12 protein-coding genes are annotated in these 14,439 nt (G+C 74.7%); 9 read left to right on the forward strand and 3 right to left on the reverse strand.

The window, feature by feature from the left end; all coding sequences use genetic code 11:
• Nucleotides 1-178: 178 nt before the first annotated feature.
• Entirely contained in the window at nt 179-2,020 is a 1,842-nt protein-coding gene (locus tag ACIPRD_RS18680) for a SpoIIE family protein phosphatase (protein WP_401565141.1), read from the forward strand.
• Nucleotides 2,021-2,376: 356 nt separating this feature from the next.
• Nucleotides 2,377-3,609, forward strand: coding sequence for a radical SAM family heme chaperone HemW (gene hemW, locus ACIPRD_RS18685; protein ID WP_401564311.1), 1,233 nt, complete (start codon nt 2,377-2,379; stop codon nt 3,607-3,609).
• 250 nt (nt 3,610-3,859) lie between these two features.
• Here hemW and ACIPRD_RS18690 read toward each other — a convergent pair whose 3' ends face one another.
• Both ACIPRD_RS18690 and ACIPRD_RS18695 read right to left on the reverse strand, forming a co-directional pair.
• Nucleotides 3,860-4,726, reverse strand: a complete 867-nt coding sequence (locus tag ACIPRD_RS18690) for a DUF3097 domain-containing protein (RefSeq protein ID WP_356397523.1) — start codon at nt 4,724-4,726, stop codon at nt 3,860-3,862.
• 34 nt (nt 4,727-4,760) lie between these two features.
• Nucleotides 4,761-5,483 (reverse strand): MBL fold metallo-hydrolase, encoded by a 723-nt coding sequence (locus tag ACIPRD_RS18695; protein WP_401564314.1) that lies wholly within the window; start codon nt 5,481-5,483, stop codon nt 4,761-4,763.
• A gap of 175 nt (nt 5,484-5,658) precedes the next feature.
• On the opposite strand from ACIPRD_RS18695, the gene hrcA reads away from it, so the two are divergent.
• The 5 genes from hrcA (at nt 5,659) to ACIPRD_RS18720 (ending at nt 10,122) form a co-directional block, all read left to right on the forward strand.
• Complete coding sequence (hrcA, locus tag ACIPRD_RS18700) at nt 5,659-6,675, forward strand: heat-inducible transcriptional repressor HrcA (protein ID WP_356397529.1); 1,017 nt, start codon at nt 5,659-5,661, stop codon at nt 6,673-6,675.
• Entirely contained in the window at nt 6,676-7,815 is a 1,140-nt protein-coding gene (gene dnaJ / locus ACIPRD_RS18705) for a molecular chaperone DnaJ (protein WP_356397532.1), read from the forward strand.
• Nucleotides 7,816-7,892: 77 nt separating this feature from the next.
• Nucleotides 7,893-8,969 carry a nitronate monooxygenase gene (locus ACIPRD_RS18710; protein WP_356397535.1) on the forward strand — a complete coding sequence of 359 codons (1,077 nt, stop codon included), beginning with the start codon at nt 7,893-7,895 and terminating at the stop codon, nt 8,967-8,969.
• Nucleotides 8,966-9,718 (forward strand): 16S rRNA (uracil(1498)-N(3))-methyltransferase, encoded by a 753-nt coding sequence (locus tag ACIPRD_RS18715; protein ID WP_356397538.1) that lies wholly within the window; start codon nt 8,966-8,968, stop codon nt 9,716-9,718. Before ACIPRD_RS18710 ends, ACIPRD_RS18715 begins: the two co-directional genes overlap by 4 nt.
• Nucleotides 9,719-9,729: 11 nt before the next feature.
• A complete protein-coding gene (locus tag ACIPRD_RS18720; protein WP_356397541.1) occupies nt 9,730-10,122 on the forward strand; it encodes a VOC family protein in 393 nt (130 codons plus the stop codon).
• Here the strand turns inward: ACIPRD_RS18720 and ACIPRD_RS18725 are convergent.
• Nucleotides 10,064-10,465: a hypothetical protein gene (locus ACIPRD_RS18725; RefSeq protein ID WP_356397544.1), complete on the reverse strand. Its 402-nt coding sequence runs from the start codon at nt 10,463-10,465 to the stop codon at nt 10,064-10,066. The genes ACIPRD_RS18720 and ACIPRD_RS18725 overlap by 59 nt on opposite strands.
• A gap of 107 nt (nt 10,466-10,572) precedes the next feature.
• Between ACIPRD_RS18725 and ACIPRD_RS18730 the strand changes: the two genes are divergently transcribed.
• Both ACIPRD_RS18730 and ACIPRD_RS18735 read left to right on the forward strand, forming a co-directional pair.
• Nucleotides 10,573-11,136 carry a hypothetical protein gene (locus ACIPRD_RS18730; RefSeq protein ID WP_401564320.1) on the forward strand — a complete coding sequence of 188 codons (564 nt, stop codon included), beginning with the start codon at nt 10,573-10,575 and terminating at the stop codon, nt 11,134-11,136.
• A gap of 120 nt (nt 11,137-11,256) precedes the next feature.
• Nucleotides 11,257-14,430 carry a S41 family peptidase gene (locus ACIPRD_RS18735; protein ID WP_356399063.1) on the forward strand — a complete coding sequence of 1,058 codons (3,174 nt, stop codon included), beginning with the start codon at nt 11,257-11,259 and terminating at the stop codon, nt 14,428-14,430.
• Nucleotides 14,431-14,439: the final 9 nt, after the last annotated feature.

Here is a 14,439-nt window from a genome sequence, read left to right on the forward strand (position 1 = left end):
GCCGGGCCCGAGTCCGTCCGTACCGCGGGTCCGGGCCGCGGGAGGCGGCTCGCGTTCGTGGCCGTCCGAAAGTGACCGGCTTTCGACGGTCTCCGGCCGTGGCGCGCGGTCATGACCGGCCACTTCGGTAACTCAGCGCTCATGCGTGCGGGCTGTCTGTCACGCTGGCCGCATGGACATGGCGGCCATACCTACGCAGCGGGAGAGCGATACCTACGCCCGCGCGGCACAGGGGCGTGCCACGCTGCCCGGCAGCCCTATGGCGCCCGGGTCGGCGCGCTCCCTGGTGCGGTCCGCGTTCGGCGAGTGGACCGGGCGCGGGCTGATCACGCCCGACGCGGCGGCACGGCTCAGGGACGACGCCATGGCGGTCGTCAGCGAACTGGTCACCAACGCCGTCGTCCACGCCGGTACGGAGGTGGAGGTCGCGTGGCGGCTGGAGGAGTCCGGGGCGTTCGTCGTGGAGGTGAGCGACCACCACCCGGCGCGGCCCCCGCGCGACCCCGCCGGCGGTGACGGCCCGTGCGACGTCCCCGAGTACGGGCGCGGCCTGCGGCTGGTGGCCACCTTCGCCGACTCCTGGGGGGTCACCTACCGCACCGGCGCCAAGACCGTGTGGGCGCGGCTGCCCGCGGGCGGCAGGCCGGAACCGGTCCGGCCGGGCACGTCCCACACCCTGGACGCCGCCGAGGCGCTCGCCCCGCAGCCGCAGCGGCCCGGCGTCGAACGGGACTGGCTCGGCCGGGGCGCGCTGTCCTTCCTGGCCGAGGCCTCCGACCTGCTCGCCGGACAGCTCGACGAGAACCTGGTCACCGCGCTCACCGGCCAGCTGATCGTGCCCCGGCTCGCCGACTGGTGCGCGGTGTGGCTGGAGGACGAGGCCAGCGCGCGCGGCGGCGACGGCGGCGGGCCCGCCCGGGTCTGGCACGCCAGCGAGAACCGCATCGAGGAACTGCACCGCGCCCTGGAGAAGGATCCGCCCCGCCCGCGCGACGGCATCCGGTCCGGTCCGGAGCCCTATCCCTGGCCCGGCGAGGCGCTCGGCCCGGCCGGGGTGCGCGGCAGCGCGCTCGCCTACCGGCTGGTCGCGGGCGGCCGGCCGCTCGGCACCCTGGTGATCGGCCGGTGCGGGCCCGCCGGGTTCCCCGACGAGGTCACCGGTCTCGTCGAGGACCTCGGCCGCCGGGTGGCGCTGGCCATCGGCGCCGCCCGCCAGTACGCCCGCCAGGTCACCATCAGCGCCGTCCTCCAGCGCGGCCTGCTCCCCGGCGCGGTCGCCGAGATCCCCGGGATGCGCAGCGCGCTCGTCTACGAGCCCTGCGACTCGGGCGGCCCCAGCGGGGACTTCTACGACCTGTTCCCGGCGGGCGACGGCCGCTGGTGCTTCGCCATCGGGGACGTGCAGGGCAAGGGCCCCGAGGCGGCGGTCGTCATCGGGCTGGCCCGGCCGTGGCTCAGGCTCCTCGCGCGCGAGGGCTACCGGGTCGCGGACGTCCTGGACCGCCTCAACCAGCTCCTGCTCGACGACGCCACCGAGGCGGCCGACGCCGCCGCCCGCGCGCTGGTCGCCGCGGGCGGGCGGCCCGTGGCTCCGGGGGACGGCCCGCAGACCCGTTTCCTGTCCCTCCTGTTCGGCGAGCTGACCCCGTTCGAGGGCGGCGTCCGCTGCACGCTCGCCTCCGCCGGGCATCCGCTGCCGCTGCTGCTGCGCCCCGACGGCGAGGTGCGCACCGCCGCGTGTCCGCAGACCCTGCTCGGCGTCGTGGAGGACGAGGCCTACGTCAGCGAGACCATCGAGCTGCGGCCCGGCGACAGCCTGCTGTGCGTCACGGACGGGGTCACCGAGCGGCGCTCGGGCTCCAGCCAGTTCGACGACGGCGACGGTCTCGCGCGTGCCCTGTCCGGGTGCGCGGGCCTGAGCGCCGAGCGGATCGCGGGGCGCATCCGCCGTCTCGTCCACGACTTCGGCGGCGGCGTGCCCGAGGACGACCTCGCCCTGCTGGTGCTCCAGGCGGAGTGACCGTACGACAGGAGGCCCCCTGGCCGGTCCGCCGCCTGCCGCCCGTCGCCTGCCGCCTGCCGCCTGCCGCCCGCCGCCCGCCGTCCGCCGTCCGCCGTCCGCCACCGACGCGCGGGGCGCCCCACACCCGCGGACAGCGGCCCGGCGCGCCCCCGCGCCCCCCGGCGGGGCTCAGGCGGCCTGCGAGGCTCCTCGCGGCCCTACGGCCCGTCACAGCCTCGTGCTCCCCGAGCCTCCCGCGCTTCCCGAGCCTCCCGCGCTCCGCGAGCCCCCTGCGATCCTTGTGGCTCAGGTGACACCAGGAGGCGCCCGGCGTCCGTCGTCGTCACCGGTGGCCGTACGGGACAATGGGGGACATGCCTTCCGCACTTCCCGACGGCGAGGCCGTCCCGGACGACGGCGCGCTGCCCGCCTCCGCGCTCACCGGTGCCGCCGACCGGCCCCTCGGGTTCTATCTCCACGTCCCCTACTGCGCGACCCGCTGCGGCTACTGCGACTTCAACACCTACACCGCCACCGAGCTGCGCGGCACCGGAGGCGTGCTCGCCTCCCGGGACAACTACGCGGACACGCTGACCGACGAGGTCCGCCTCGCCCGCAAGGTGCTCGGCGACGACCCGCGCGAGGTCCGTACGGTCTTCGTCGGCGGCGGGACGCCGACCCTGCTGGCGGCGGACGACCTCGTCCGGATGCTGGCGGCGATCCGGGACGAGTTCGGTCTCGCGCCGGACGCGGAGATCACGACCGAGGCCAACCCCGAGTCGGTCGGCCCGGAGTACCTCGCCACCCTGCGCGAAGGCGGCTTCAACCGGATCTCCTTCGGCATGCAGAGCGCCCGGCAGCACGTGCTGAAGATCCTCGACCGCACCCACACCCCGGGGCGCCCCGAGGCCTGTGTGGCCGAGGCGCGGGCGGCCGGGTTCGAGCACGTCAACCTCGACCTGATCTACGGCACCCCCGGCGAGTCCGACGACGACTGGCGCGCCTCCCTGGACGCCGCGCTCGGCGCCGGACCCGACCACGTCAGCGCCTATGCCCTCATCGTCGAGGAGGGCACCCAGCTGGCCCGCCGGATCCGCCGCGGCGAGGTCCCGATGACCGACGACGACGTGCACGCCGACCGCTACCTGATCGCCGAGGAGGCCCTGTCCCGGGCCGGTTTCGACTGGTACGAGGTCTCCAACTGGGCCACCTCCGAGGCGGGCCGCTGCCTGCACAACGAGCTGTACTGGCGCGGCGCCGACTGGTGGGGCGCCGGACCGGGCGCCCACAGCCACGTGGGCGGCGTGCGCTGGTGGAACGTCAAACACCCGGGCGCCTACGCGGCGGCGCTGGCCGCCGGCCGCTCCCCGGGAGCGGGCCGCGAGCTGCTCTCGGACGAGGACCGGCGCGTCGAGCGGATCCTGCTGGAGCTGCGGCTGCGCGAGGGCGTCCCCCTGGACCTGCTGCGGCCGGACGGCCTCGCGGCCTCACGCCGGGCGCTGGCGGACGGCCTGCTGGACCCCGCCCCGTACGGAGAGGGGCGCGCGGTGCTCACGCTGCGCGGGCGGCTGCTGGCGGACGCGGTGGTCAGGGACCTGGTCGACTGACCGGACCGGCGGGCGGAACGTCCAGCGGGAGCCCCCGGGGTGGGTGCGGCTGCCGGCCACCCCGCCCGGCCCGCTCAGCCCGCACTGTGACGGCACCCTGCCCGGCATGCTCAGCCACGCCGCGACGGCACCCCGCCCGGCCCGCTCAGCCGCACTGTGACGGCACCCTGCCCGGCATGCTCAGCCGCGCCGCGACGGCACCCTGCCCGGCCCGCTCAGCCGCGCCGCGACGGCACCCCGCCCGCCGCGCTCACGGCTGTGCCGTGACGAAGTCGATCAGTTCCTCGACCCTGCCCAGCAGTTCCGGCTCCAGGTCCTTGTACGACCCCACCCGGGCCAGGATCGCCTGCCACACGGCGCCCGTGTTGTCCGACGGCCAGCCCAGCGCCCGGCACACGCCCGTCTTCCAGTCCTGGCCGTGGGGGATTTTCGGCCACCCGGGGATGCCCAGGGACGACGGCTTCACCGCCTCCCAGACGTCGATGTACGGGTGGCCGGCCACGAGCACGTGCTCGCCGGTCACCGACCCGGCGATGCGCCACTCCTTGGTGCCGGGCAGGAGATGGTCGACGAGCACACCGAGCCGCGCGTCCGGGCCGGGCGCGAACTCGGCGACGATCGCGGGCAGATCGTCCACGCCCTCCAGGTACTCCACGACCACGCCCTCGACGCGCAGGTCGTCGCCCCAGACCTTCTCGACCAGCTCGGCGTCGTGCCGGCCCTCGACGTAGATGCGGCCGGCGCGGGCCACGCGCGCGCGTGCGCCGGGCACGGCGACCGAACCGGACGCCGTGCGGGCGGGCCGCGCGGGAGCGGACGAGGACGGCCGTACGAGCGTCACCACCCTGCCCTCCAGCAGGAAGCCGCGGGGCTCCAGCGGGAACACCCGGTGCTTGCCGAACCGGTCCTCCAGCGTCACCGTGCCCGCCTCGCAGCGGATCACCGCGCCGCAGAACCCGGTTCCGGGCTCCTCCACCACCAGGCCGGCATCGGCCGGCACCTCGGGAACCGCCTTCTGCTTCTTCCAGGGCGGGGTCAGGTCGGGGGAGTACACGCGGGACCGCGAGCCCGGAGGGCTCTCGTCGGAGGGGCGGTGGCGGGAGACGGGAGGGAGCATTCGGATGACGATAGGAGAAGCGCGGGGCACGTACTCACGACACGCCGAAACGTGCCGCCAGCTCGTCGCGTTGCCGTCGTACGAACGCCGCGTCGACCACCGCGCCGTGCCCGGGGACGTACACCGCGTCCTCGCCGCCCAGCGCGAGCAGCCGGTCCAGCGCGGCGGGCCACCGCGAGGGCACGGCGTCCGGGCCGGCCTGGGGTTCGCCCGACTCCTCGACCAGGTCGCCGCAGAAGACGACCTCCGGGGTGCCGGGGACCAGGACCGCGAGATCGTGGGCGGTGTGCCCCGGGCCGACGTTGGCCAGCAGCGCCTGACGGCCGCCGCCGAGGTCGAGCGTCCACTCGCCCGAGACCGGCCGGACCGGCCGGGGCAGCACGGCCGCCGCCGCGTCCGCGTCGGCCACCGGCAGGCCGTTCCTGATCGCGTCCAGGCGCAGTTCCGCGCCCTCGTGCGCGAGCACCGCCTCCATGCCCACCGCGGCGTACACGTCGGCCGCGGGCAGCGCGGCCGCACCGAAGACATGGTCGAAGTGAGGGTGGGTCAGCGCGAGATGGGTCACATCGCGGCCGGTCAGACCCCGGACCGCCGCCGCCAGCCGGGAGCCCTCCGCCAGGCTGGACCCCGCGTCCACCAACAGTGCCGTACCCTCGCCGAGAACCAGCCCCGTCGTGCAGTCCCAGCCGGGCAGCCGGCACCGGCCGACCCCTGGGGCCAGCCGCTCCCACCCCAGGTCTTCCCAAGTCACCGTCATACCGCGACGCTATCCGTAAGCGAGATCCGCGCGGGCCGTCGCGGCGGGACCGGCCTTGCCCGGTGAGCACCCGGCGGCCGTACACTGGGCCGGTGAAGGCTGGCACTCGTATGTCCAGAGTGCCAGGCGCGAGAGCGATGTGGGCCGTGGGACGACTTGAGGGAGGTGCGCGCGGATGCTGAGTGAACGCAGACTCCAGGTGCTGCGCGCCATCGTCCAGGACTACGTGGGCACCGAGGAGCCGGTGGGGTCCAAGGCCCTCACCGAGCGGCACAACCTCGGCGTGTCCCCGGCCACGGTGCGCAACGACATGGCGGCCCTGGAGGACGAGGGGTTCATCGCCCAGCCGCACACCAGTGCCGGGCGGATCCCGACGGACAAGGGCTACCGCCTGTTCGTCGACAAGCTCGCCGGGGTGAAGCCGATGACCGCGCCCGAGCGGCGCGCCATCCAGAACTTCCTCGAAGGCGCCGTCGACCTCGACGACGTGGTGGCCCGGACCGTGCGGCTGCTGGCGCAGCTGACCCGGCAGGTCGCCGTCGTGCAGTACCCGTCGCTGACCCGGTCCACCGTGCGGCACGTGGAACTGCTCTCGCTCGCCCCGGCGCGCGTGATGCTCGTGCTGATCACGGACACCGGCCGGGTCGAGCAGCGGATGGTCGACTGCCCGGCGCCGTTCGGTGAGGCGTCCCTCGCCGACCTGCGGGCACGGCTCAACAGCCGGGTCGCGGGGCGCCGGTTCGCGGACGTGCCGCAACTGGTCGAGGACCTCCCCGAGTCCTTCGAGGCCGAGGATCGCGGTACGGTCTCCACAGTGCTCTCCACTCTGCTGGAGACACTGGTCGAAGAGAACGAGGAGCGGTTGATGATCGGCGGCACCGCCAATCTCACCCGTTTCGGACATGACTTCCCCCTCACGATCCGGCCCGTCCTGGAGGCGCTGGAGGAGCAGGTAGTGCTCCTCAAGCTCCTCGGCGAGGCGAAGGATCCGGGCATGACCGTGCGCATCGGGCACGAGATCGCCCATGAGGGACTCAACTCCACGTCCGTCGTCTCGGTCGGCTACGGTTCGGGCGGCGAGGCGGTTGCCAAGCTCGGCGTGGTCGGACCGACCCGCATGGACTACCCGGGAACGATGGGAGCGGTACGCGCAGTGGCACGGTACGTCGGACAGATCCTGGCGGAGTCGTAAGTGGCCACGGATTACTACGCCGTTCTCGGCGTGCGCCGCGACGCGTCGCAGGATGAGATCAAGAAGGCGTTCCGCCGGCTCGCGCGCGAGCTGCACCCGGACGTCAATCCCGATCCGAAGACGCAGGAGCGGTTCAAGGAGATCAACGCCGCCTACGAGGTGTTGTCGGACCCGCAGAAGAAGCAGGTCTACGACCTCGGCGGCGACCCCCTCTCGCAGTCCGGCGGCGCCGGCGCGGCGGGCGGCTTCGGAGCGGGTGGCTTCGGCAACTTCTCCGACATCATGGACGCGTTCTTCGGCACGGCGTCGCAGCGCGGCCCGCGCTCGCGCACGCGCCGCGGCCAGGACGCCATGATCCGGCTCGAGATCGAGCTGGACGAGGCGGCCTTCGGCACCACCAAGGACATCCAGGTCGACACGGCCATCGTCTGCAACACCTGCAACGGTGAGGGCGCGGCTCCGGGCACCTCCGCCCAGACCTGCGACATGTGCCGCGGCCGCGGTGAGGTCTCGCAGGTCACCCGGTCCTTCCTGGGCCAGGTCATGACCTCCCGGCCCTGCCCGCAGTGCCAGGGATTCGGAACCGTGGTCCCCACCCCGTGCCCCGAGTGCGCGGGCGACGGGCGGGTCCGCTCCCGGCGCACCCTCACGGTCAAGATCCCGGCCGGTGTCGACAACGGCACCCGGATCCAGCTGGCCGGCGAGGGCGAGGTCGGCCCCGGCGGCGGTCCCGCCGGTGATCTGTACGTCGAGATCCACGAGCTGCCGCACCAGACCTTCCAGCGGCGCGGCGACGACCTGCACTGCACGGTGACCATCCCGATGACCGCGGCGGCTCTCGGCACGAAGGTGCCGCTGGAGACGCTGGACGGCATGGAGGAGGTCGACATCCGGCCCGGTACCCAGTCGGGGCAGTCGATCCCGCTGCACAACCGGGGCGTCACGCATCTGCGGGGCGGCGGCCGGGGCGATCTCATCGTGCACGTCGAGGTCACCACGCCGACCAAGCTCGACCCCGAGCAGGAGCGGCTGCTGCGGGAGCTGGCCCAGCTGCGCGGCGAGGAGCGGCCCACCGGGCAGTTCCAGCCCGGTCAGCAGGGACTGTTCTCCCGGCTGAAGGACGCCTTCAACGGGCGCTGACACCGAGGGGCGGCGGGTGCCGTAAGGCACCCGGTGCCCGATTCGGACTTGTCCGGAGGACATGACACCATGCGGTCATGTCCTCCGTTCCGTCCGGTCTCCTCCCCCTGCCGATCGTGCAGGCGCCCATGGCGGGCGGTGTCTCGGTACCCCGGCTGGCCGCCGCGGTGTCCGACGCCGGGGGACTGGGCTTCCTCGCCGCCGGCTACAAGACGGCCGACGGGATGTACCAGGAGATCAAGCAGCTGCGCGGCCTCACCGACCGCCCCTTCGGCGTGAACGTGTTCATGCCGCAGCCGGAGCACGCCGAGTCCGGCGCGGTCGAGCTCTACGCCGAGCAGCTGGCCGGCGAGGCCGCCTGGTACGGAACCGGGCTGGGCGATCCCGACAGCGGCCGGGACGACGGCTACGAGGTCAAGCTCGCCGTGCTGCTGGACAGCCCGGTGCCCGCCGTCTCCTTCCACTTCGGTGTGCCGAGCCCGGAGACGCTGGACGCGCTGCGCCGGGCCGGCACCTTCACCCTGGTCACCGCCACCACCGTCGAGGAGGCCCTCGCCGTGCGGCGGGCCGGGGCGGACGCGGTGATCGCCCAGGGGATCGAGGCGGGCGGCCACCAGGGCACCCACCGGGACACCCCGGAGAACGACGGCGCCGGCATCGGCCTGCTGTCCCTCGTCGCCCAGATCAGGGAGAGCGTGGACATCCCGGTCGTGGCGGCCGGAGGCATCATGCGGGGCGCCCAGATCGCCGCCGTCCTCGCCGCCGGCGCCTGCGCGGCCCAGCTGGGCACCGCCTTCGTCCCCACCCCGGAGTCCGGCGCGCACGCCCTGCACAAGCAGGCGCTCACCGACCCCCTGTACGCGCGCACCGAGCTGACCCGCGCCTTCACCGGACGCCCGGCCCGCGCCCTGGTCAACCGCTTCCTGCGCGAGCACGGCCCGTACGCCCCCGCGGCCTACCCCGAGGTCGGCCACCTGACCGGCCCGCTGCGCAAGGCCGCCGCCGAGGCCGGGGACGCGCAGGCCATGTCGCTGTTCGCGGGACAGGGGCACCGGATGGCCCGCGCGCTGCCGGCCGGAGAACTTGTGAGGGTACTGGCGGCCGAACTGGCCGACGCCAGGACAGTGTTGCCGGCCGGAGGTGAAGCGCGATGACCGCGCCTGTGTTCGTGGTGGACCGACTCGACGTCGTCGGGCCCGAGTTCGTACTGGACGGACCCGAGGGGCGGCACGCCGTCTCGGTGAAGCGGCTCCAGCCCGGGGAGGAGGTCGTCCTCACCGACGGCGCCGGGCGCTACGCGGTGTGCGAGGTGGTCGCCGCCGAGGGCAAGGACCGGCTGGTCGTGCGCCCCACGTCCGTCGCCGAGGAGCCCGAGCCCGCCCCGCGCATCACCGTCGTCCAGGCGCTGCCCAAGGGCGACCGGGGCGAACTCGCCGTCGAGACGATGACCGAGGTCGGCGTCGACGCGATCGTGCCCTGGCAGGCCGCCCGCTGCATCACCCAGTGGAAGGGCGACCGCGGACTGAAGGCCCTCGGCAAGTGGCGGGCCACCGCACGGGAGGCCGGCAAGCAGTCGCGCCGGGTCCGCTTCCCCGAGGTCGCGGACACCGCGACGACCAAGCAGGTGGCGGCACTTCTCGCCCGGGCCGACTTCGCCGCCGTGCTGCACTCCGACTTCGAGCACGAGAGCAGCCCGCTGGCCACCGCCGAACTCCCCGCCAAGGGCGAGATCGTGCTGGTCGTCGGTCCCGAAGGCGGCGTGTCCCGCGACGAGTTGGCCCTCTTCGAGGAGGCGGGCGCCCGCGCCCACGTGCTCGGCCCCTCCGTCCTGCGCACCTCCACCGCCGGCACCGCCGCCGCGGCCCTGCTGCTCGGCCGCACCGGCCGGTGGTCCCGGCCTTGAGGGGGCACGCGATGGAACTCGCCCAAGTGCGGCTCCTCGTCACCGACTTCGCCGCCTGCTACCGCTTCTACGCCGAGGTCCTCGGCCTCACGCCCCAGTCGGGGGCGGCCGAGGGGCCGTACGACAAGCTCAGCCCGCACGCCGGGTCCGCCGGGATCGCGCTGCAGGACCGCGCGATGATGAGCGAGGTCCTGGACGAACTGGGCGGGACCGCGACCGGACACCGCTCCCTGGTCGTGCTGCGCGTCGACGACCTCGACGCCTACTGCGAGCAGATCACCTCCCGCGGCGCGACCCTGCTCCGCGGCCCGGCTCTCATGACCGACCGCATGCGCGTGGCCCACCTCAAGGACCCGGAGGGCAATCTGGTGGAGCTCCAGGAGTGGCTCCTGCTGCGCGGCTGACCGCGACGGCGGGCAGCAGCTCCCACCCGTCCAGCTCGGCAGCCCGGCCGGCTGGGACACCGCGCCGGAGCGCCTCGTCGAGGAACGCCCTGACGACGCCGGGCTCGTACAGGTTGGCCTGGTGGTCCGAAGCGTCGAACACCAGCCCCGTGTGGCCCGGGTAGCCGCCGCCCGCGACCCGTCCGGGGCCCGCGCGGAACACGATCCGCAGCGGGACGCCGTCGCGGTACAGCGTCAGCACCTCGCGGCAGTCCGATCCCGCGGTGTGCCGGTGCCGCACCCGCCAGCGGTACAGCACACCGTCCGGGCCGACCAGACGTCTGAGTCTCCGTGTGTCGCGCATGGGGCGACGCTAGATCATCGGGTGCGCCCTTGTGGGTGGTATTTCGAACGGGTGAGTGGCCATATGTGGCCTTCCGCCGCGCGTGTGCCGGTGGCACTCTGCCGTCCATGGGGGCATTGAGGCGGATCTGGTGTCGGAGGCGGCCCGCGCGAGCGGCGGCCGCGGCGGGACTCGCGGCCCTGGCCGCGGGCGGGGCGGTGGCCTGCGAGCCGGGCGGGCTCGGCTCGGCCTCGGTGGCGTACACCACCGACAGGACCGCGACCGACGCGCTGAAACGGCAGCACGTCGACGTGGACTGGCTGAACTGCACCGGCGGCTACGGCGACAAGGGCCGCACCATCGGCGGGTCGCCCACGCCGACGGAGAGCACCACCGTCTCCGTCGACTGCCTGGGGCAGACCCGGGACGGCAAGAAGATCACCGTCACCGGCAGGGTCACCCGGGCCGTCGACGGGGCCTGCGTGCGCGGCAGTCTCACGGCCACGGTCGGCGGCCGCCGGGTCTTCCACGTGAACGGTCTCGGCGACTGCGACGCCACCCCCGCGCCCGCGTTCACCCCGCCCGCCACCTACCGGCCCCCGGCGGGACCCGAGCCCACCGTGACGGTCACCGTCACCCGCACCCTGTGGTGCAAGGGCGATCCGACCTGCTGGCCCGTCGAAGGCAAGTGATCCGGCAACCGGGCCCCCCGCGAAGGGCCCCGCGCGTAAGGTGACCGAGTGACCAAGGGCGCTTCCACGCACGGCGTTGAGAGTTCCGCTTACCTCCGATTCCCGCACGTGCACGGCGAGTTGGTGACCTTCGTCGCCGAGGACGACGTATGGCTGGCGCCGCTGGACGGCGGCCGTGCCTGGCGGGCCGGCGCCGACAACGTGCCGGTGGACCACCCCCGGATATCCCCCGACGGCACCACCCTCGCCTGGACCTCCACCCGCGACGGCGCCCCCGAGGTGCACATCGCCCCCGTCGCCGGCGGACCCGCCCGGCGCCTCACGTACTGGGGGAGCGCGCGGACCCAGGTGCGCGGCTGGACCCCGGACGGCCGGGTCCTCGCCATCAGCACCCAGGGCCAGCCCAGTTCGCGCCGCACCTGGGCCCGCGCCGTCCCTCTGGACGGCGGACCGGCCACCACCCTGCCCTACGGCCCGGTCGGCGACGTCGCCCACGGTCCGCACACCGTGCTGCTGTCCGCCACCATGGGCCGCGAGGCCGCCGCGTGGAAGCGGTACCGGGGCGGCACCGCGGGCAGGCTCTGGATCGACCGGGACGGCGACGGCACGTTCACCCGGCTGCACCCGGACCTCGACGGCAACATCGAGAACCCCCTCTGGGTCGGCGACCGCATCGCCTTCCTCTCCGACCACGAGGGCACCGGCGCCCTGTACTCCTCCCTCGCCGACGGCACCGGCCTGCGCCGCCACACCCCCCTCGGGGACACCCCGGGCGCCGGGAGCGGCGGCGGCTTCTACGCCCGGCACGCCGCCGGGGACGGCAGCCGCGTCGTCTGGGCCAGCGCCGGCGACCTGTGGATCCTGGACGACCTGACGGACGCCCGGCCGCGCCGGCTCGACATCAGGCTCGGCGGCCCGCGCGTGGACCTCCAGCCCCATCCCGTCGCCGCGGCCCGCTGGTTCGGCGCCGCCGCCCCCGACCACACCGGGCGCGGCAGCGCGGTCGCCGTGCGCGGCGCCGTCCACTGGGTCACCCACCGCTCCGGCCCGGCCCGCGCGCTCGCCGCGCAGCCCGGCGTCCGGGCCCGGCTGCCGCGCGTCTTCCGCGCCGACGGCGAGGAATGGGTGGTGTGGGTGACGGACGCCGAGGGCGACGACGCCCTGGAGTTCGCCCCCGCCACCGGCCTGCTCCCCGGCGCCGTCCCGCGCCGCCTGGCCGCCGGACAGCTCGGCCGGGTGCTGGCGCTCGCCATGGCCCCCGACGGCAGCCGGGCCGCCGTCGCCTCGCACGACGGACGGCTGCTGCTGGTCGAACGCGAGACCGGCGAGGTCCGCGAGGCCGACCGCAGCGAACACGGCGACATCACCGGCCTGGCGTTCTCGCCCGACTCCGCGTGGCTCGCCTGGGCCCACCCCGGCCCCCGCCCGCTCTCCCAGCTCCGCATCGCCCGCACCACCGACCTGTCGGTCACCGAGGCGACCCCGCTGCGCTTCCAGGACTACGCGCCCGCCTTCACCCTGGACGGCAAGCACCTCGCGTTCCTCTCCAGCCGCGCCTTCGACCCCGTCTACGACGAGCACGTCTTCGACCTGGCCTTCGTGGAGGGCGTCCGCCCCCACCTGATCACCCTCGCCGCGACCACGCCGTCCCCGTTCGGGCCGCAGCGGCACGGCCGGCCCTTCGGCACCCCGGACAAGGACGAGACCCCCGACGCCGAGGGCGCCCCGGCGACCCGCGTCGACCTCGACGGGCTCGCCGACCGCATCGTGCCCTTCCCGGTCGAGGCCGCCCGCTACACCAACCTGCGCGCCGCCAAGGACGGCGTCCTGTGGCTGCGTCACCCCGTGCGCGGCGTGCTCGGCGCCACCCGGGCCACGCCCGACGCCCCCGACCCCAAGACCGAGCTGGAGCGCTACGACCTCGCCCAGCAGCGCCTGGAGCATCTCGCCGCCGACGCCGACCACTTCGAGGTCAGCGGCGACGGCAAGCGGGTGCTGCTGCGAACCGACGGCCGGCTCAAGGTCGTCCCCGCCGACCGGCGCGGCTCCGACGACGAGGACAGCGACTCGAACATCACCGTCGACCTGTCCCGGATCCGGCAGACCGTCGACCCGGCCGCCGAATGGCGGCAGATGTACGACGAGACGGGCCGCGTCATGCGGGACAACTTCTGGCGCCCGGACATGGGCGGCGTCGACTGGGACGGCGTCCTGGAGCGCTACCGGCCGCTGCTGGCCCGCCTCGCCACCCACGACGACCTCGTGGACCTGCTGTGGGAGGTGCAGGGCGAACTCGGCACCTCGCACGCCTACGTCGTCCCCTACGGCGCCTACGGCAACGGCCCCCGGCAGGGCCTGCTCGGCGCCGACATCTCCCGGCACGGCGACGGCCACTGGCGCGTCGACCGCATCCTCCCCTCCGAGACCTCCGACCCGGACGCCCGCTCCCCGCTGGCCGCGCCCGGCGTCGCCGTACGCCCCGGGGACGCGGTCATCGCGGTCGGCGGGCAGCCCGTCGACCCGGTCACGGGGCCGGGGCCGCTGCTGACCGGCACCGCGGGCAAGCCCGTCGAGCTGACCGTCTCGCCCGCGGGCGGGGGCGAGCCCCGGCACGCGGTGGTGGTCCCCCTCGCCGACGAGGAACCCCTGCGCTACCACGACTGGGTGGCCGGGCGGCGGGCCCACGTCCACGAGAGGTCCGGCGGCCGTCTCGGCTATCTGCACGTGCCGGACATGCAGGCGCCCGGCTGGGCCCAGATCCACCGCGACCTGCGCGTGGAGGTGGCCCGCGAGGGGCTCGTCGTCGACGTGCGCGAGAACCGCGGCGGCCACACCTCGCAGCTCGTCGTGGAGAAGCTGGCCCGCCGCATCGTCGGCTGGGACCTGCCCCGCGGCAGACGGCCCTACAGCTATCCGCAGGACGCCCCGCGCGGTCCCGTCGTCGCCGTCGCCAACGAGTTCTCCGGCTCCGACGGCGACATCGTCAACGCCGCGATCCGCGCCCTCGGCATCGGACCGGTCGTCGGCACCCGCACCTGGGGCGGCGTCATCGGCATCGACAGCCGCTACCGCCTGGTCGACGGCACCCTGGTCACTCAGCCCAAGTACGCCTTCTGGCTGGAGGGGTACGGCTGGGACGTGGAGAACCACGGCGTCGACCCGGACGTGGAGGTCCCCCAGACCCCGCAGGACTGGGCCGCGGGCGACGACCCCCAACTCGACGAAGCGATCAGGCTCGCCCTGGAAGCACTGGAGGAGCGGCCCCCGAAGACACCGCCCACGCTCCCCACCTGAAAAGGGGGG

This window comes from Streptomyces sp. NPDC090108, assembly GCF_044747185.1.
Lineage (GTDB): Bacteria > Actinomycetota > Actinomycetes > Streptomycetales > Streptomycetaceae > Streptomyces.